The organism is Teichococcus rhizosphaerae, assembly GCF_002631185.1.
Taxonomy (GTDB): domain Bacteria; phylum Pseudomonadota; class Alphaproteobacteria; order Acetobacterales; family Acetobacteraceae; genus Pseudoroseomonas; species Pseudoroseomonas rhizosphaerae.
Genome location: NZ_PDNU01000037.1, coordinates 1 through 15,095 on the forward strand (window position 1 = coordinate 1; position 15,095 = coordinate 15,095).

Consider the following 15,095-nt stretch of genomic DNA (forward strand, 5'->3'; position numbering starts at 1 on the left):
ACCTCTGCCGGTGCATGATGTCAAGCCAGCACAGGTGCTCCGGGCTTCTTTCAGGCACACCTCCAGGGGGGCGATGAATCGCCGCGCTGGACTTGTTCCAAGCCATTGTCGAGGCGCGAATTATTCACGCTAACCTCTGATTATCGTGTTAATAGAGGAGCTGGAGCCTGTTTGCCCCTATATGTCCAGGCATGGTCTCTGATCCGGCACAACGTGCTGCCGGAACATCGTTCTTGCTGGCGCCGCAGCCATGCAAGACCTGCCGGGAGGGGGCTGCCATCGCATAACGGCCCCTTCCGGAGCGGCAGCCGAAGCATATCAGAAGAAGGAAATCAGGCTTGCGGCGTTGGAGGAACCGGAGGATGCCACATACCTGTCGAGGAGCTTGGAGAGTTTGCCTGCGTCCCTGAAGTCCGAAATCGGCATCCTCTTCTCAAGCTGGGCCTTCTGCTGGTCAACATTCAGCCTGCCGAAGCTGTCAGGGAGGCCGAAGGCCTTCTGCACGACCTCTGCCAGGTTCCTGTCGGCGATGACGTTGTACCAGCTGGAAACCTGTGGAAGCATGCGCTTCGCGTAGATGGCCTTGCGAAGGCTGTCGGAGGTTTCTCCGACGGATTCCTCGAATCGCGACTGGGTGTATCTGGCAACGATGCTTTCCACGAGCTCGCTCTTGCCGATGTTGGGGCCGCCCTGCCCTGCAACATGCAGGCGCCCCTTGGTCGAGGACACTAGGTAAGCGCGCGCCGTGCTGTCAGGATCGGCCTCGAAGCGCAACGCGCCCTCGCCACGCCCCCTGGCATCGGTCAGAACGATCTTCAGCCCGATGAGGCGGGCGGTGATGTCCTCGCGGCCGCCATCGGCCTTCCGGAAGCTGGCCTGGATCTTCTCGGCGATCTCCTGCCGGCTATCGAGCCCCTCGAGGCTGACATCCTCGATGGCGACACCGCCGATGCTTCCGCTCACCGCCCGCAGGCTGCGGCCCGGCATCACCCCCTCGATGTGCAAGGTGACGCTGGACGGCACGGCGGGAATTTCCGGAATGACGATGCCGCCATAGTTCAGATCCTTGGAGATCTGGCGGTACCGGTGATCGGTCATGCGGCCGGCGGTGGAGTTCGCGTCATCGGGGTTGCTTTCGAGCACCTTCCGCATCAGCGCGTCGTAGCCGACCTGGCTGTCCAGGCCATAGGCCTTGAAGACCATGCTCTGGAGCCGGCGATCCGCCAGCAGATCCTTCGCGGTCATCTTGGTCGGCAACTTCTCCCGCAGATAGGCGAGGTCGCGCTGCAGCGAGGCGTCCCTGCTGAAGGCCTTGAAGTCAGAGGGCGCCTTGCCTTGCAGAAGCTTCCAGCCGGCAATACCGGAGGGGATGCCTACCGTGACAGTGTTGATCGTCATGGCTCTACGCTGCGCCTCGCATGGGGATAGCGCCTCAGCCCGCCTTGTGAGGTGCGGACGGCCGCGAGGCCGCGTCGCGGCGGAAGCGTTGCGGCGGCTCCACCTCCAGCAGCGCCGACTCGTAGAGGACAAGCTCGCGCAGCGCCGCCAGGGCGCGGTAGGTGTTGCCCTGCCGCATCTGGTGCTCCGCTTCCTCCAGCAGGTCGCGATGCTCGGCCTTCAGGAAAACATCCTTGAGGCGGTCCACCTTCTCCAGGAAGATGTCGAGGCTGCCCAGGGAGGAATGCGAGTTCAGCAGGACGTTCTGCGCGGCGAAATAGGCGCGGCGCACGGGCGTGCTCGCATCCTCGGGCAACAGCACATCCTTCTCGCGGACGATCTGCGCCCGGGTCTCGACCATCAGATAGGCGCGCCGGTCCCCGTTGGTGACAACGGCGCCGTTGATGAACAATCTCTCGCCCGGGGCCAGCTTGAGGATCAGGGACATCAGCCGGGCTCCAAAGCGGTATCCGGGGCGGTATCCGGGGCCGGGTTCAAGCCGGCCATGACGGCACGGTTGACATCGCAAAGCGCCTGCGGGCTGCGGCGGTCGCGCAGCACGCGGTCGCTCTCGGCCAGCACCCAGTGCGTGAGGGAAAGCAGGCGCGCCTTCATGCCGTCATCCCAGCCATTGTCCTGGCTGGCCAGATCGACGGCGAAGGTCGTCCACACCATGCGGTTCTCGTGGATCGCGCCAGGCAGTGCCGCGGGCCCCGCGCCGGGCCGGTTGGCCTCTTCCAGGAGCGACGTGGCACGTGCCAGCACGCGGTACTCGATGTCACGCGGGTTCTCGGTGCCGCGGATCACCGCGCCGTAAGCCGTGGCCGCGCCTTGCGGACGGTGCAACGGTGCGGGCGGCAGATGGTCTCGCGCAGAGGTCAGCATCGGATTCTTCCTCGGTCACGCGCAGGAGATGCGCCGGCGGTGGCTGGCGGAAGATGCCGCTCGCGCCACGCGGCGGCCTTCATCCACGGTTCCGCCCGGCGCCTTCGAAGGCGGGCGGAGCGAGGCTTGCGCCGCGCTCCTTTCCTGTTAGCGGAAGAGCGACAGGATGCTCTGCGGCGCCTGGTTGGCGATGGAGAGCGCCTGCGTGCCGAGCTGTTCCTGCACCTGCAGCGCCTGCAGGCGGGCCGCCTCCTCGGACATGTCGGCATCGACCATGGCGCCGAGGCCGGTGGTCAGCGTGTCGACCAGCTTGTCCAGGAACTCCTTCTGCATGTCGATGCGGTTGCCTGCCGTGCCGAAGGAAGCGGCCGCGTTCTCGATCGCCGTGCTGGCATCGGCGATCTTGTCCATCAGGACCTGGAAGTCGGTCTTGGAGGAGTTGAAGGACAGCACGTTGTCGGTGGCGCCGCTCGCCGTCAGGACCGACAGCATGCCGCTGTCCGAGACAGCCACATCGAAGGCGTTACCCGCGTCCGCCGTGTTGAGGAAGTGGTCGGTGTTCCACTCCAGGTCGCCGTCTATCGCGCCGCTGGCGTTGGCGCCCGTGCCCAGGAACAGCGCCTTCTGGATGTATTCGGCGATCTGCTTGCCGCTGACATTGGGCGCCATCACATCGGCCGCGGCCAGCGCGATGACATAGGTCTTCGGCTCCGCGGTGGTCTGCGAGCCCTCGTCGATCTTCTGGCCGGTCTTGTAGTCGCCGCCCACCACCTTCAGCTTGTAGGTGACGATCTTGTCCTCATCGGCCACGGCGGTCTGCACCTTGAGGACGAACTCGTCCTCCATCTGCAGCGGGCCATCGGCGAAGGTGACATCCAGGCGGCGGACGCCGCCCGCACGCGTGGAGGTGGGATCGCCCAGCGGATCGGTCCCCCCCGAGCCGGAGGCCGCGGCATAGGTCACCAGATCCGCGGTGCCGAGCGTGCCGGCGTTATCCACCGCGCCCAGGCGGATCGCGGAGTCGCGGTCCTTGGCGCTCAGCGTCATCGTGGTGAGGTCGCCGGTGACGCGGTCGGCGCGCAGCTTGCCGCTGAAGGTCGCATCGCCGTTCAGGTACTCGACCAGCTCCTCGACCGTGCCGACATCCTTGGTGAACTTCACCTGCAGGTCGCGGCTGGTGTTGGTCTCGTCGACATACTTGAAGGTGAGGGTGTTGCCGGCATTGATGTCGAGCGCGCTTGCCAGCGTCACGGTGGTCTTGCTGACGCCGTCGTTCAGCGCGGAGAAGGTCTGGTCGGCGCGCGAGAGCACCGTCAGGTCCTTCAGGCTGGACAGCTCGGAGCCCTCGGCGATCGTCAGGTTCTTTGCCGCGATGTTGCTGAAGACGGCCGTGGCGTTGCCGCCCACCTGGTTCACCGAGGTCAGCACGCGCTGGCCGGCATCGCTGTTCACCAGGTTCACGCCCTTGAAGGCGGCGCTCTGGGCGGTGCTGTCGATCTGCGCCAGCAGCTCGTCGATGTCGGCCTGCACCTGCGCCTTGTCCACCGCCGGGTTGGCGGCGGAGCTGACCTTGGTGCGGATCTCCTTCACCAGATCGGCGATGGTGGTCGCCGCCGCTTCGGCGGTGGAGAGGATGGAGGAGGAGACCGAGAGGTTCTCGCTCACCTGCTTGTAGTTGGCGATATCCGACCGCATGGAGGTGGCCACGGCCCAGGTGGCCGCGTTGTCCTTCGCCGTCGAAACCTTCAGGCCCGTGGAGATGCGGTTTTGCGTCTCCAGCAGGTTCTTCTGAGTCGCCTTGAGCGACTGCAGCGCCGTCATCGCGCCATTGTTGGTGAGGATCGAGCTGACCATGATTGCGCCCTTGCAAGGGTTCCGGTTTTGGGAGCGCCTTCTGACGCGGCTATCGCGGCAATGCGGCCCATCTGGGTGGCAGCGACAGCCATTTTTAGCATTCGCTGGATCAGCGTTGCAAGGCTGATTTGTGCCTCTGGATGTCCAGGAAGATTCCGAAAAAGCGTGACAATATCAGAGGCTTTATGGGCTGATCTTGGCGATTGCGCGACACGTCCTGGAAGGATTTCGCCTTTTATCTGCGGCGGTTCCCGGCAAAGCCAGGCTTCAATGGCGCCACCGTTTTCAGCGGCGGGCGGGATGGGAGCAGGGGCTTCGGCATCCTCTCGCGCATCGTGGCGCTTCGCCCCACGGCAGGCGCGTGGTCTGATCCGGAGAAGGCGGCGCCCCCGATCAGCCATCTCCTGCAAGTCCGCCCCCGGCATCCCGGCATCCCGGCAGGAGGCGGGGGGGCGAGGGGGGATCACGCCGTGCGATCGAGGCTGGCAGCCAGGGTGTGGCGCAGGCGCTTGCGGCGCGGCCCGCCGCCGGGCCCGTAGACGGCGGGGTTTGCGGCTTCGGAAAGGTCCTGGCGCAGCCGTTGCTGGATGCTTTCCAGGGCGCCGATCACGGAGCCCAGCACCAGCGCGTTTTCCTCCGCCGCGCGCATCATCATGCCAACCGCCGATCTTTCCTCGGGCGTCGCGGGCAGGCCGGCGGCGGCCAGGGCGGACAGGGCCTGCCGCTTCTCCTCGATCAGCCGGTGCAACTCCGGCAGCGCCACCTGCCGCGCCGCATGCGCTTCCCGCTCCAGCGCCTGCCGCAGCCGCGCGGCCGCCTGCAACAGCGCGCTCACCGGCCCGGCCCCGGCGCCGCGCGGCTGCCGATCTCGCGCAGGATCGCATCCCCCAGCCCCAAACCCCCCTGGCCCACCAGGGCATTTCCCAGGGCTTCATCCATGAAGCTGTCGAAAGCCTGCGCGCCGGTGCCGCGGCCGCCCAGGCCCTCCCGCGCGCTGGGCCGCGCCGCGCGCAGCAGCTCCGCGGCAAAGCTGCCCTCCAGCTTCTGCGCCAGGCGGCGCAGCTGTGCCGTGCCTGCCCCGCCTGCGGATGTCGGTGCCACAAGCTCCATCGCGAACGAGCCTCCTGCCCATGATTGGCGCGCCAGCGGCACCATCGGACACGACGTTAGCAGCCCATCAGCAAATTTTCGCATAAAACGGCGCGACATCCGGCCTCCAGAAGGGACGGCTCCTGATCTCCAGAAGGAGCCAACCCGTGCTGCGCAAGGCGTGGCCAGAGAGGAAGCGTCGCCATGGAAGAGGAGGAGGCCCCCGGCCCGCCGGATGAGCCCAAGCGGCGCCACCAGCTCCGCCGGCGTGCCCTGGCGGTGGAGTTGCGTGGGGAGTTCGACCGGCGCCTGCTGGCCGGCGAGGAGGTGGGCAGCCTGGCGCGCGCCTTCGGCATCGAGCCCTGGTATGCCCAGCGCCGGGCCAAGCGCGTGCTGAGCCGGGTGCAGAAGGGAGGGGAGGTTTCCCCCTTCCTGTCGTCCTTCCACGAGGTGGAGGACGACATGACGCCGATGCAATATGCCTGCTGCCTGTTGGGCGGCCGGGTCCGGCCGCTGCGCAACGGCTATTACGTCCTGGATGGCTTCCAGGCCGGGCCCAAGGAAGTGACGCGCGCGGCCAACCGCGTGCTGCGCGAGAAGGGGCTGGCGGAGATTCCGTATCCCGGCCTCACCCCCCTGTACCGGTAGCGGAAAGGGCTGGCTGCCGCAGGGACAGCCAGCCGCCTCATGCTGCCGGCCTCAGGCCACCGGCCTGGTGGACAGCAACTGCTCGGGCGTGGCGCGCAGCTCGGTTTCCAGCTCCACCAGCCCCGGCACGCCCTCCTGGGCCAGTTCCTCCACCGCCTCGGCGGCCGCCTGGGTCGCCTGGGCCAGGGAGTGCAGCGCCGCCTCCGCCTCGGCGACCAGCGCGGCGGTGCTGACGGCGGCCGTGGCCAGCACCGTGGCCTCCGCCGCTGCCACGGCTGGCGCCACCGGCAGGGCTTCCGTTCCGCCCGCCCCGGCCATGTCCAGGCCGGACGGCGGCGCGGCGGGAGCGGGCTCCGGTTCGCGCTGCCTGTGCATGCCGCTGACCCGGGCGCCGCGCTCGATGCTGATCTCGTCATAGATCAGCTCCGCATCGACCATGGCGGTGCGCACGATCTCGATCTCGCGGGCGGTCACGCTGCCGCGCAGGGCGCCACAGCTGCGCACCCGCTCCGCCGTGACGCTGCCTTCCACAAGGCCGCCCACCTCGATCAGCAGGATGGGCGCGTGCACGCTGCCGCGCAGCACGCCTTCGACGCGGACCACGCCGCGGCTGCGCAGGCATCCCTCCATCTCGCTGTCGGCCGCCACCAGCATGATGCCGGGGGTATGGCCCGCCGCCGCCGGGCCGGGCCTGGCACGCTCCATCCTCGGCTCCAGCCGCTCCACCATGGCGCGTGCGCTGCCAGCGGGCATGCCGTCCTCGGCGGCGGTTTCCGCGGGCGCCGAAAGGTCGATCCGCTCATAGGTGATGCGCGGCTCCCCGCCGCTGGGCTTGCCGAAGAAGCTCATGTCCAGTCCCGTTCTAGGAGGCCCGGCACAGGTTCACCGTACCGCTCAGGCTTTCTACGATTTTCGCGCAAGAACTTCAACATTTTTCGCAAAGCATGGCGACAAACAGCTCAGCCCTGGCCTGACAGGCGCGCCCCGGCCATGAGCAGCACCTCATCCAGATGCCGCCCCCCGCAAAGGGCACCCGCCAGCGCCGTCAGCCGCAGCGCCTCGGTTGTCAGGCCGGGGCGGCCGATCCGGCGGCCGATCTCGCCCACCGCCCGCTGCATGCCGGCCAGCTCCGGCAGGCCAGGCAACAGGAGCGAAGCCGCCCCTTTCCGCGGCGCCGGCATCAGGCCGCCTGCGGGCCTCAGCGTGAGACCGCCAGGCAGGTGCAGCCGGCCGGCGAGGCGGTCCGCCTGGGCCTCGCGGCAGGTCCTCAGCGCCTCGGCCGGCGCCGCCGTGGTCAGCATCAGCCCGATGGCAAGCCCCATGTCCTCGCTCACCTGGCCGCCCCAGGCGATGGCCTGCGCGCAACTGGCCTCATCCAGGATGCACAGCCCGTCGGGGGCGATCCTGGCGAAGGGATCATCGAGCGCGGGCAGGTAGAAGTCCCGGAACATCTCCAGCGCCGCGAACAGGGCCGCCTGCTCGGCGAGCATGGCCCCCAGATCGTCCAGCGCCGCCAGCCGCCGCCGGCGCAGGGCCGCCAGCTCCGCGGCATCCAGCAGGCCCAGGGGCCAGGCGCAGGCGGGGTCCTCCAGCAGAGGGGCCAGCCGCAGCAGCGGCGCCAGTTGCGTGCCGCCCTCGTCGCGGGGCAGGGTGCCCTGGTCGATCGCCCAGCGCCGCAGCGCCTCGGCGGCGGTTCCAAGGAAGCGCTTGCTGCCGATGCGGACCGTGCAGGCCCGTTTGGCCTCGGCCGCCTGGGCCGCCCAGCCTTGTGCGGCGTCGCGGTCGAGGAAGGCGCCGTGCCGGAAGGCGGCGTCCCCCTGCCCGATCACCACTTGCCAGCTTCCATCCCCCTGGGGACGAAGACACGTTGCCATGCCTTGTTCTCTCGATTTCGTGATCAAGAGACCCTGGCACGGCCTGAAAGGCAAGCGCAGGCATTGCCGCTGTGCCAGAAAGCACGATGGAGCCCCAAAGGGCATGGCTCCGCCGTGTCATCCATTGTATTTCGCAGGATTGTGCAAGCTGTCACACAACCCTGCCGGGCCGCCCTGCGAACGGCCCCGCCAGCCAGGGGCTGGCCACCGCCACCCGGCTGGACGCCGGGATTGCCGAGCCTTGCCTGGCTTCAGGCGGGCACCAGCGCCTCGGCCGCCACCTCCACCCCCTTGGCGGGCGGTGCGGAAGGAGGGGAGGAAGCGCGCAGGAGCGCCACCAGATCCTCCGGCAGGCGCGCCTCGATCACGACCGTGGCGCCATCGATCTCCACCATCGCGCCGGAAAGCAGGCGGGTTTCCATCTCCACGCCTCGCGGCGCGGGATCGACGAGGCGGAGGGTTTCGCGCGCGCGGGCCAGGGCGGCGCCGCGCAGGGCTTCCAGCACCTCCGAGCGGCTGAGGCGAATGCTGTGGTTGACGAAGAAGGGGGCGGATCCGGTCATCGGGAGGGATTCTCCTTCCTGTGAGCCCATGAGATCGGGCGGTCGGCCAGCATGCCCCCGCTCGGGCCGCAACCTGTTTCCGCGAAGCGTTCTCGCTGGCGGCAGGAGGTGGCGAGGCAGGGCATCGGCACGGTTTCTAGCACGGCACCCAGGGCGCCACCATTTCCAAGATTCGAGAAATTCGTAAATGCTTTCAATACAATAATTTCAATGCATCTGCGGGCGCAGCGGCCAGGGAGATGATTTCCATGCGGGATGGCGATGAGGAAAACGGAAAGCTAAGATTTTTTGCGTATGGATTAACGGGCGAAAAAAGGCTAGATGCGACCAGGGACATGGAACCCCCTGTCCGGCGGGACCAGGCCGGCCAGTTGCAGCCAGGGAGAAAGGGCAGGATGGCACGGGCAGGCGGAACAGCGCGAAAGGTGGCAAGGCCGGCGGCGCCGCAGGCCGGCCGGATCGTCCAGCTCCAGGGCCAGGGCGCCGATAGCCCCAGCTTCTCCATCGAGCTGGTGACGCCGCAGGGCGCGGCCGAGCTGCTGCACCGCAGGCGCCCGAGCGCGGGCGACAACCCCAACGCCATCAACGCCTATGCCGAGGCGATGCGGGAAGGCCGCTGGATCCTCAACGGCATGCCCATCATCCTTTCCCGCGCCGGGGTGCTGCTGGACGGGGTGCAGCGGCTGCGCGCCTGCATCAAGGCCGGCGTGCCCTTCCTGACCGTGCTGGCGCAGAACATCCCCGACGACGTGCTGCACACCATCGACCAGCAGCGGCGCCGATCCTTCGCCGGCGTACTGGAGGCGCGCGGCGTGCCGCATGCCCACGCCCTGCAATCGGCCCTCGTCAAGCTGATCCGCTACGATGACGGCAAGATGCTGCGCGGCGCCGGCACCGCCTCCTGGTCGCGCATGGACCGGGTGCTGCGCGCCAATCCCGATCTCGAGCAGGCGGTGAAGATGTCGCTGGAGAGCGAGGCGAGCATCCTCTCCGAGGCGGTGCGCACGCCGCTGCTGTTCATGGGCTTCCGCGTCGACAAGGCGGCGACCCGCCGCTTCCTCGATGCCGTCGCCTGGCCCGAGAAGCACTCGCCCCTGGAGCCCGGCGCCCGCATCCGCGACCTGATCGACGTCACGCGCGGCGACCCGGCCACCCGCCTGAAGCCGGTCATGCTGTTCGCGCTCTGCATCAAGGCGCTGAACGCCACGATCAGCGGCCGGCACGCGCGCAGCTACACCTGGATCGACCGCACCGCCAACCCGACCAAGGGCGAGGATTTCCCCCGCCTCGAAGGCTATGCCGGGCTGCACGACCCCGGCCATGGCAGCGACACCGAGGAGGCCACGCGCATCCTGCGTGCGGCGGTGGAGCGGCTGTCCGGGGAGGAGAATGTCTATCCGCTGGCGGTCGAGACGATCTCGCCGCGGATGGCGGAGGAATACCTCGCCCACAACACGCGCAACCGCAAGATCGTGGCCGCCCACGTGGATGCCATCGCGCGCGACATCCGCGCCGGCAACTGGATGATGAACGCGCAGCCCATCTGCTTCAGCCGCTCGGGCCGCCTGCTGAACGGGCAGCACCGGCTTTCCGCCGTGATCCAGGCGGGCGAGGCGATCGAGGTGCCGGTGATGCGCGGCCTGCCCGAGGAGGCCTACGACACCTACGACATCCACGCCAAGAAGGGCCCGCAGCTCGGTGCCGCCTTCGAGAATTTCGGCGACCGTCCGCTGGTCGCCGCCGCCGCCGTGCTGCTCTGGAAGCGCGAGCTGAAGCCCGCCGGCACCCGCAACGCCAAGCCGACGCCGGCCGAGGTGATGCGGATCGTCGAGCAGCATCCGCGCCTGCTGGAGATGCGCACCTTCGGCCGCAAGATGATCGAGTTCGGCCGCGGCTCCGTGCTGGCCTATGCCGCCTACTGCATCGAGCGCGACGACCCCGAGCTGGGCCGCGTCTTCCTGGAGCGCTTCGAGAGCGGCGCCGACCTGCCGCGCGGGCACCTGATCCTGGAGCTGCGCAAGCGCATGCAGATCCTGCGGCGCGAGCGGACCAGCCAGGAGGAGCAGCTGCGCGAGGTGCTCGCCGCCTGGGCGCGCTTCCGCGAGAAGCCGGACCTGGACCGGCTGAACGCCCCAGGCTGAGGGGCGAGGCTGAAGGGGGAGGCTGAGCGGCCCCGGCGCCGCCATCAGCGGCGGCGCTGAAGCTCCGCGTCCTCCAGCCGCAGCTCCGCCTGGCGGGCCAGGGCGCGCGCGGCGGCCTGCCGCTTCTGCTCCAGGCTGATCTCGAGCCGCTTGATGGTGGCGAAATCCTCGCGCAGCGCGTCGCGGATGGCCTCCTCCGCGGCCAGCCTGTCCGCCGCCACCCGCTCCAGTTCCCGCGCCTTCCGCCGCGCCGCGCCGATCCAGGCCGACCACCGTGCCATGGCCTCGGGGTCGCCCTGCGCGGCTTCCGCCTCGGCGGTCACCAGCGCGCCGAAGCCATCCCGCCGGGACGCCGCCGCCTCCCGCTCCCGCTCCGCCTCCGCCAGACGGACGCGCCGGCCATCGGCCTCCTGCCGCGCCAGGCGCAGCAACAGCGGCAGCCCCCCCATCGCACCGCGCATCATCAACCCTCTTGGCCCGCATCCGGCCCTGTTCTAGTATGTATCCGTTTTTCGCAAAATGATCGAGATGCCGATGACACGCTGGAAGCTGGCGGCGCTGGTGGGAATGGCTGCGGCCGGGCTGGCCACGATCCTGGGCGGCGGAAGTCTCGGCGAGGTGGCGCGCCCGGCGGCGGCCGCCATGCCGGGTGGCGGGGCGGTGACGGGCTCGGCCTTTCTGGTGGCGCCCGGCCTGCTGGTCACCAATGTGCATGTGGTGCTGCACTGCCGCGCGCAGGGGCGGCCGGTGCAGGTGGCGGGCCTGGCCGGGCCCTGGCGGGTGCTGGCGGAAGAGGGCAGCTCGGACCTGGTGCTTCTGTCGGGGCCGCCAAGCGGCGAGGCCTTCCTGTCGCTTTCCACCGCCCAGCGCCTGCCGCGCGACATGCCGGTGCTGGCGCTCGGCTATCCGGCGCGCGCGGCGCGCGCCGGCCAGATGGAGGCCGCGCCGGGGCGCATCCGCCGGGCGGCGCTGACCGTGCATGATCCGGAGGGCGGCCATGCGCCCAGCTTCGTCATGACCGACCGGCAGGGGCGGGAGGTGGAAGCCCGCTGGGAAGACGGCATCCGCTATTTCGGCTCCGAGAAGGCCGGCCGGCTGCGCTGGCGGCTGGAGATCGACGCCGCCACGGGGGGCGGCAATTCCGGCGGCCCGGTTCTGGACGCGGCGGGCAATGTGGTGGGCGTGGTCTATGCCGGCGGCCAGGGCTCGACCGCGGCCGTGCCCTTGGCTGATCTGCGGGAGCTGCTGGCGCGGGCCGGGGTGGCGCCCCGCCTGCGCACGCCGGCGGGCCTGGCGGCACCGGACTGGAGCGCCGTGCGCGCCCGGGCGGCGCCCGCGGTGCGGCGCCTGTTCTGCTGAGCGGTCAGGCGGCGGCGGGCGCCTGCCGCTCCTGGGGCCGCCCCGGGGCCGCCGCCGCCAGGATGCCGCCGCAGGGCCGCAGGGCCCGGATGGCGGCGGCAAGCGTGGCCTCGCCTTCCGCCTCCAGCGCCGCCAGCACATCCCGCAGCGCCGCGTCCAGCGACAGACAGGCCGTGCCGCCTTCCAGGCGGGCCAGCAGCGTGGCGGGAGAGGCGGCATCCGGCGAGGTGTGCAGCCACAAGGTCTGCTCGCGCTCCCGCATGGCATGCGGCGCATGCGCGGCATTGCCGCCAGCGCGGCACTCCAGGCGGTAGAACATGCCGTTGCCGGCGGGGCGCCCGCTTTGCCCGGGGGCGCCCGCCAGCGGTTCCCAGGGCCCGCTGCCCAGCAGGGCCAGCAGAACGGGCTTGCGCTCCTCGGGGAAGGGGCCCTCAAGGATGGCCCGGCTCATGGCGGCCAGGCCGATCGCGCGCATCTGCGCGCCGATGCGCAGCAGATGTGAACGCAGCGCCCGCGCCTCGGCGGAGGCGGGGCCTTCCAGCGGCGAGGCAAGGCCCGGATCCGGGTGGTCCGACAGGAGCAGCCCGACATCATGGCTGACCCGCTGCAGCCAGAGCCGGTCCATCGCCTGGTTGGCGGCATTCAGCAGAAGGCCCAGTCCGAATGCCATCGGGAAACTCCGTTCCAGGGCGAGCCGGGCCGCCGGAGCCGCCCGCAACCTTTCTGGCTTTCTCTCGCCGGTTGTCGCTGAGGACCATTATTGCGGCACCGCGGTTAACAAATCGCTGAACCTCTTTCCGGTGTCTTCAGAAGGACAAGCTGCCGTGAATGTCCTCAACGCCCCGCGCGACGCCACGTTCTCCTGACCAGGCCGGCACGGCCCAGGCAGCAAAATCTTTCGTGGAGCAAGTCAAGGATGAGAGCCGCAGTGCTTGTGACAGTTCTGCCCGCCCTGATGGCGATGGCGGGCCCGACCCTGGCACAGCCCCGGCAGCTTCCGGTCCTAGACACACGGGAGTTCGATGCAGGGACCTTCGACGTCAGGGCCTTCGACCCGCTCGGCATGCCGGAACGGCGCGCCTTCCTGCTGGCGGAGGGAGGGGAGAACCGGGCTTCGGACCTGCCGCCCCCGCAGGACTACGCCGCCGCGCAGACGGGGCAGGCACCGCTTTCCGCCGCCTCTGGCGGGGCGGCGCGGATGGCGCCGGAGCGCGGCCTTTTCACCGATGGCTGGAGCCGGAACGGCTTCGGGACACAACGCTGAGTCATTCTCTATTTTGAGACACATCTCCTATTTTGGATTCCCGCTCCGCTCCCTTTAATCCACCCGGGGCACCGACCGTGCCGCGAAAGCCGCACCCACGCAGCCGGGCAAGGATGATGAGCAACCATGGACACAGGTTTTGGCAGGGGCTTCGTGGTGATCCACGCGGCTCTGGGCCTTTATGTCGGGCGCACCCCGAGCCTTTCCTACTGGTCGAAGCTGAACGCCGCCGGCCGCGACGCGGTGGCCACGTTTCCCTCGGAGGCGATGGCGCGCTGGCATGTCGAGGTCTGGGAAGGCGGATGGCCGGAGGATGAGCGCCATGCCGGGCTTTCCCTGTGTGCCGTCGCCATCGACCGCCCCGGCGGCTGGGCCAGCGTGGCGGCGCTGCGCGCGGCGGGGCTGGATGCGCATCTGGGGGAGCTCGCGCATCCGGCCTGGAGGAGACAGGCGGGGCATTGCTGAGGCGCGGCCCCTGCGGGGCCGCGCCCGGTTCAGATGAACTGCAACTCCGCATGCAGGGCGCCGCTCGCCTTCAGGGCCATCAGCACCGAGATCAGGTCGCGCGGCGCCAGCCCCAGCGCGTTCAGCCCATCCACCAGGTCCTTGAGGGTGGTGGCGCGCGGCAGGGTGGCGAGGCGGCGGCCACGCTGGTCGTCCACCTCCACCTGGGTGCGCGGAACCACCACCGTCTCCCCGTTGGAGAAGGGGCCGGGCTGGCTGACCATGGGGCTTTCCGTCACGCGGATCACCAGGTTGCCATGGGTGATGGCGACCGGCTCGACGCGCACCTGGGCGCCCACCACGATGGTACCCGTCCGCTCGTCGATCACCACGCGCGCCGGCGTCTCGGGCCGGACCTGCAGCGCCTCCATCTGCGCCACCAGCGAAGGCAGCCGGTCACGATAGCCGGGCGGCACGCGCATCTCCACCGTGCCGAGGTCGAGCGCCGCGGCGCTGCCGGCGCCGAAGCGGCCGTTCAATGCCTCCTCGATGCGCACGGCCGTGGTGAAGTCGGGCGCGCGGAGGGCCAGGCGCAGGCTCTCCAGGCTGCGCAGGTCGACCGGCACCTCGCGCTCCACCAGCCCGCCCCCGGGCACGCGGCCCTGGGTGGTCACGCCGCTGCTGATGCTCTGCGCCTGGCCGGCCGCCTGGAAGCCGCCCACCACCACCGGCCCCTGCGCCACGGCATAGACCTCGCCATCGGCGCCCATCAGCGGCGTCACCACCAGCGTGCCGCCATTGAGGCTCTTGGAATCGCCCAGGGACGAGACCTGCACGTCGATCGGCGTGCCCTGCCGCGCGAAGGGCGGCAGGGTGGCGGTGACGATGACGGCGGCGGTGTTGCGGGTCTGCACCCGGGCATCGGCCACGTTGATGCCCATGCGCTCCAGCATCGCCGCCAGGCTCTGCTGCGTGAAGGGCGTGTTGCGCAGCTGGTCGCCCGTGCCCTGCAGGCCGATCACCAGCCCGTAGCCCAGCAGTTGGTTGCCGCGCACCCCCTCGATGGTGACGACATCCTTCAGCCGCACCTGCGCCCAGGCAGGCGCCGCCAGGAGCAGCCCCAGCGGCGCCAGCAGAAGGGCGAGGCGCCAAAGCGGGCGCATGGATGCGCCCCTTCAGTGCTGGTAGCGCAGGCCGGCGGCGACCAGCGCCTCCGGCGGCATGGTCCGCGGCTCCAGCCCGAGAAGCGCGCGCAGGTCGGCGCGCGCCTTGTCGGCCTTGGCGCGGTGCAGGGCGCGCTGCCCGGCATCCAGCTCCGCCGTGGCGCCGAGGATGAGGATGGCCTGCCAGAGCCGGAGCGCCGCCTCGCGGGCCGCAGGCGTGGCCAGCATGAAGCCCTCGGCGCAGCGCTCCACCGGGCAGCCCAGGCCGCTGGCGATGGCGGCATAGGCCGCGATGTCCTCCTCCTCCAGGGCGAGGGGAACAAAGGAGGGGATGGACGAGGCGGCGGTGAGGGGCTGCATGCCGGGTTCTCCGT

18 protein-coding genes are annotated in these 15,095 nt (G+C 69.8%); 5 read left to right on the forward strand and 13 right to left on the reverse strand.

The genetic code is table 11. From position 1 onward, the window contains the following. Window positions 1-318 precede the first annotated feature (318 nt). The 6 genes from CR162_RS16935 to CR162_RS16960 form a co-directional block, all read right to left on the reverse strand. On the reverse strand, window positions 319-1,398 hold the full coding sequence (locus tag CR162_RS16935; RefSeq protein ID WP_099096722.1) for a DUF1217 domain-containing protein: 1,080 nt from the start codon (window positions 1,396-1,398) through the stop codon (window positions 319-321). Between the two features lie 34 nt (window positions 1,399-1,432). Then, window positions 1,433-1,885, reverse strand: a complete 453-nt coding sequence (locus tag CR162_RS16940; RefSeq protein ID WP_099096723.1) for a flagellar biosynthesis repressor FlbT — start codon at window positions 1,883-1,885, stop codon at window positions 1,433-1,435. Further along, entirely contained in the window at window positions 1,885-2,322 is a 438-nt protein-coding gene (gene flaF / locus CR162_RS16945) for a flagellar biosynthesis regulator FlaF (protein WP_099096724.1), read from the reverse strand. The genes CR162_RS16940 and flaF overlap by 1 nt, the downstream gene beginning before the upstream one ends. Before the next feature lie 147 nt (window positions 2,323-2,469). Next, window positions 2,470-4,176, reverse strand: coding sequence for a flagellin N-terminal helical domain-containing protein (locus tag CR162_RS16950; protein WP_099096725.1), 1,707 nt, complete (start codon window positions 4,174-4,176; stop codon window positions 2,470-2,472). 463 nt (window positions 4,177-4,639) lie between these two features. After that, window positions 4,640-5,011 carry a hypothetical protein gene (locus CR162_RS22120; protein WP_141563198.1) on the reverse strand — a complete coding sequence of 124 codons (372 nt, stop codon included), beginning with the start codon at window positions 5,009-5,011 and terminating at the stop codon, window positions 4,640-4,642. After that, window positions 5,008-5,385, reverse strand: a complete 378-nt coding sequence (locus tag CR162_RS16960; RefSeq protein WP_141563199.1) for a rod-binding protein — start codon at window positions 5,383-5,385, stop codon at window positions 5,008-5,010. The genes CR162_RS22120 and CR162_RS16960 overlap by 4 nt, the downstream gene beginning before the upstream one ends. Window positions 5,386-5,469: 84 nt before the next feature. Between CR162_RS16960 and CR162_RS16965 the strand changes: the two genes are divergently transcribed. Beyond that, the gene (locus CR162_RS16965; protein ID WP_099096727.1) at window positions 5,470-5,913 is read left to right on the forward strand and encodes a hypothetical protein; all 444 of its coding nucleotides are present in this window, start codon (window positions 5,470-5,472) and stop codon (window positions 5,911-5,913) included. Between the two features lie 51 nt (window positions 5,914-5,964). On the opposite strand, the gene CR162_RS16970 is transcribed toward CR162_RS16965, so the two are convergent. The 3 genes from CR162_RS16970 to CR162_RS16980 form a co-directional block, all read right to left on the reverse strand. After that, on the reverse strand, window positions 5,965-6,762 hold the full coding sequence (locus CR162_RS16970) for a bactofilin family protein (protein WP_099096728.1): 798 nt from the start codon (window positions 6,760-6,762) through the stop codon (window positions 5,965-5,967). A 110-nt stretch (window positions 6,763-6,872) separates the two neighbouring features. After that, the gene (locus CR162_RS16975) at window positions 6,873-7,745 is read right to left on the reverse strand and encodes a hypothetical protein (RefSeq protein WP_099096729.1); all 873 of its coding nucleotides are present in this window, start codon (window positions 7,743-7,745) and stop codon (window positions 6,873-6,875) included. Window positions 7,746-8,038: 293 nt separating this feature from the next. Beyond that, window positions 8,039-8,350 carry a methionyl-tRNA synthetase gene (locus CR162_RS16980; RefSeq protein WP_176559896.1) on the reverse strand — a complete coding sequence of 104 codons (312 nt, stop codon included), beginning with the start codon at window positions 8,348-8,350 and terminating at the stop codon, window positions 8,039-8,041. Between the two features lie 425 nt (window positions 8,351-8,775). Between CR162_RS16980 and CR162_RS16985 the strand changes: the two genes are divergently transcribed. After that, a complete protein-coding gene (locus tag CR162_RS16985; protein WP_245870454.1) occupies window positions 8,776-10,491 on the forward strand; it encodes a hypothetical protein in 1,716 nt (571 codons plus the stop codon). Window positions 10,492-10,535: 44 nt separating this feature from the next. Here CR162_RS16985 and CR162_RS16990 read toward each other — a convergent pair whose 3' ends face one another. Next, window positions 10,536-10,955: a hypothetical protein gene (locus tag CR162_RS16990; protein ID WP_141563200.1), complete on the reverse strand. Its 420-nt coding sequence runs from the start codon at window positions 10,953-10,955 to the stop codon at window positions 10,536-10,538. Between the two features lie 70 nt (window positions 10,956-11,025). Between CR162_RS16990 and CR162_RS16995 the strand changes: the two genes are divergently transcribed. Next, window positions 11,026-11,850, forward strand: a complete 825-nt coding sequence (locus tag CR162_RS16995; protein ID WP_176559897.1) for a S1 family peptidase — start codon at window positions 11,026-11,028, stop codon at window positions 11,848-11,850. Window positions 11,851-11,854: 4 nt separating this feature from the next. Here CR162_RS16995 and CR162_RS17000 read toward each other — a convergent pair whose 3' ends face one another. Further along, on the reverse strand, window positions 11,855-12,520 hold the full coding sequence (locus tag CR162_RS17000) for a hypothetical protein (RefSeq protein ID WP_099096733.1): 666 nt from the start codon (window positions 12,518-12,520) through the stop codon (window positions 11,855-11,857). 258 nt (window positions 12,521-12,778) lie between these two features. Here CR162_RS17000 and CR162_RS17005 point away from each other — a divergent pair, with 258 nt between their 5' ends. After that, window positions 12,779-13,114: a hypothetical protein gene (locus CR162_RS17005; RefSeq protein ID WP_099096734.1), complete on the forward strand. Its 336-nt coding sequence runs from the start codon at window positions 12,779-12,781 to the stop codon at window positions 13,112-13,114. A 126-nt stretch (window positions 13,115-13,240) separates the two neighbouring features. After that, window positions 13,241-13,579 carry a hypothetical protein gene (locus CR162_RS17010; protein WP_099096735.1) on the forward strand — a complete coding sequence of 113 codons (339 nt, stop codon included), beginning with the start codon at window positions 13,241-13,243 and terminating at the stop codon, window positions 13,577-13,579. 29 nt (window positions 13,580-13,608) lie between these two features. Here CR162_RS17010 and CR162_RS17015 read toward each other — a convergent pair whose 3' ends face one another. Together CR162_RS17015 and CR162_RS17020 are read right to left on the reverse strand one after the other, a co-directional pair. Further along, window positions 13,609-14,721 (reverse strand): flagellar basal body P-ring protein FlgI, encoded by a 1,113-nt coding sequence (locus tag CR162_RS17015; protein ID WP_099096736.1) that lies wholly within the window; start codon window positions 14,719-14,721, stop codon window positions 13,609-13,611. 12 nt (window positions 14,722-14,733) lie between these two features. Further along, the gene (locus CR162_RS17020; protein WP_099096737.1) at window positions 14,734-15,081 is read right to left on the reverse strand and encodes a polysaccharide deacetylase; all 348 of its coding nucleotides are present in this window, start codon (window positions 15,079-15,081) and stop codon (window positions 14,734-14,736) included. Window positions 15,082-15,095: the final 14 nt, after the last annotated feature.

What these genes read in the sequence shown, in the direction of transcription:
- CR162_RS16935 (WP_099096722.1), bottom strand. Translation starts at nt 1,398, where the DNA reads ATGACGATCAACACTGTCACGGTAGGCATCCCCTCCGGTATTGCCGGC.
- CR162_RS16980 (WP_176559896.1), bottom strand. Translation starts at nt 8,350, where the DNA reads ATGACCGGATCCGCCCCCTTCTTCGTCAACCACAGCATTCGCCTCAGC.
- CR162_RS16965 (WP_099096727.1), top strand. Translation starts at nt 5,470, where the DNA reads ATGGAAGAGGAGGAGGCCCCCGGCCCGCCGGATGAGCCCAAGCGGCGC.
- CR162_RS16970 (WP_099096728.1), bottom strand. Translation starts at nt 6,762, where the DNA reads ATGAGCTTCTTCGGCAAGCCCAGCGGCGGGGAGCCGCGCATCACCTAT.
- CR162_RS16950 (WP_099096725.1), bottom strand. Translation starts at nt 4,176, where the DNA reads ATGGTCAGCTCGATCCTCACCAACAATGGCGCGATGACGGCGCTGCAG.
- CR162_RS16940 (WP_099096723.1), bottom strand. Translation starts at nt 1,885, where the DNA reads ATGTCCCTGATCCTCAAGCTGGCCCCGGGCGAGAGATTGTTCATCAAC.
- CR162_RS17010 (WP_099096735.1), top strand. Translation starts at nt 13,241, where the DNA reads ATGGACACAGGTTTTGGCAGGGGCTTCGTGGTGATCCACGCGGCTCTG.
- CR162_RS16960 (WP_141563199.1), bottom strand. Translation starts at nt 5,385, where the DNA reads ATGTCGCGCCGTTTTATGCGAAAATTTGCTGATGGGCTGCTAACGTCG.
- CR162_RS17000 (WP_099096733.1), bottom strand. Translation starts at nt 12,520, where the DNA reads ATGGCATTCGGACTGGGCCTTCTGCTGAATGCCGCCAACCAGGCGATG.
- CR162_RS16990 (WP_141563200.1), bottom strand. Translation starts at nt 10,955, where the DNA reads ATGATGCGCGGTGCGATGGGGGGGCTGCCGCTGTTGCTGCGCCTGGCG.
- CR162_RS17020 (WP_099096737.1), bottom strand. Translation starts at nt 15,081, where the DNA reads ATGCAGCCCCTCACCGCCGCCTCGTCCATCCCCTCCTTTGTTCCCCTC.
- flaF (WP_099096724.1), bottom strand. Translation starts at nt 2,322, where the DNA reads ATGCTGACCTCTGCGCGAGACCATCTGCCGCCCGCACCGTTGCACCGT.
- CR162_RS16995 (WP_176559897.1), top strand. Translation starts at nt 11,026, where the DNA reads ATGACACGCTGGAAGCTGGCGGCGCTGGTGGGAATGGCTGCGGCCGGG.
- CR162_RS17015 (WP_099096736.1), bottom strand. Translation starts at nt 14,721, where the DNA reads ATGCGCCCGCTTTGGCGCCTCGCCCTTCTGCTGGCGCCGCTGGGGCTG.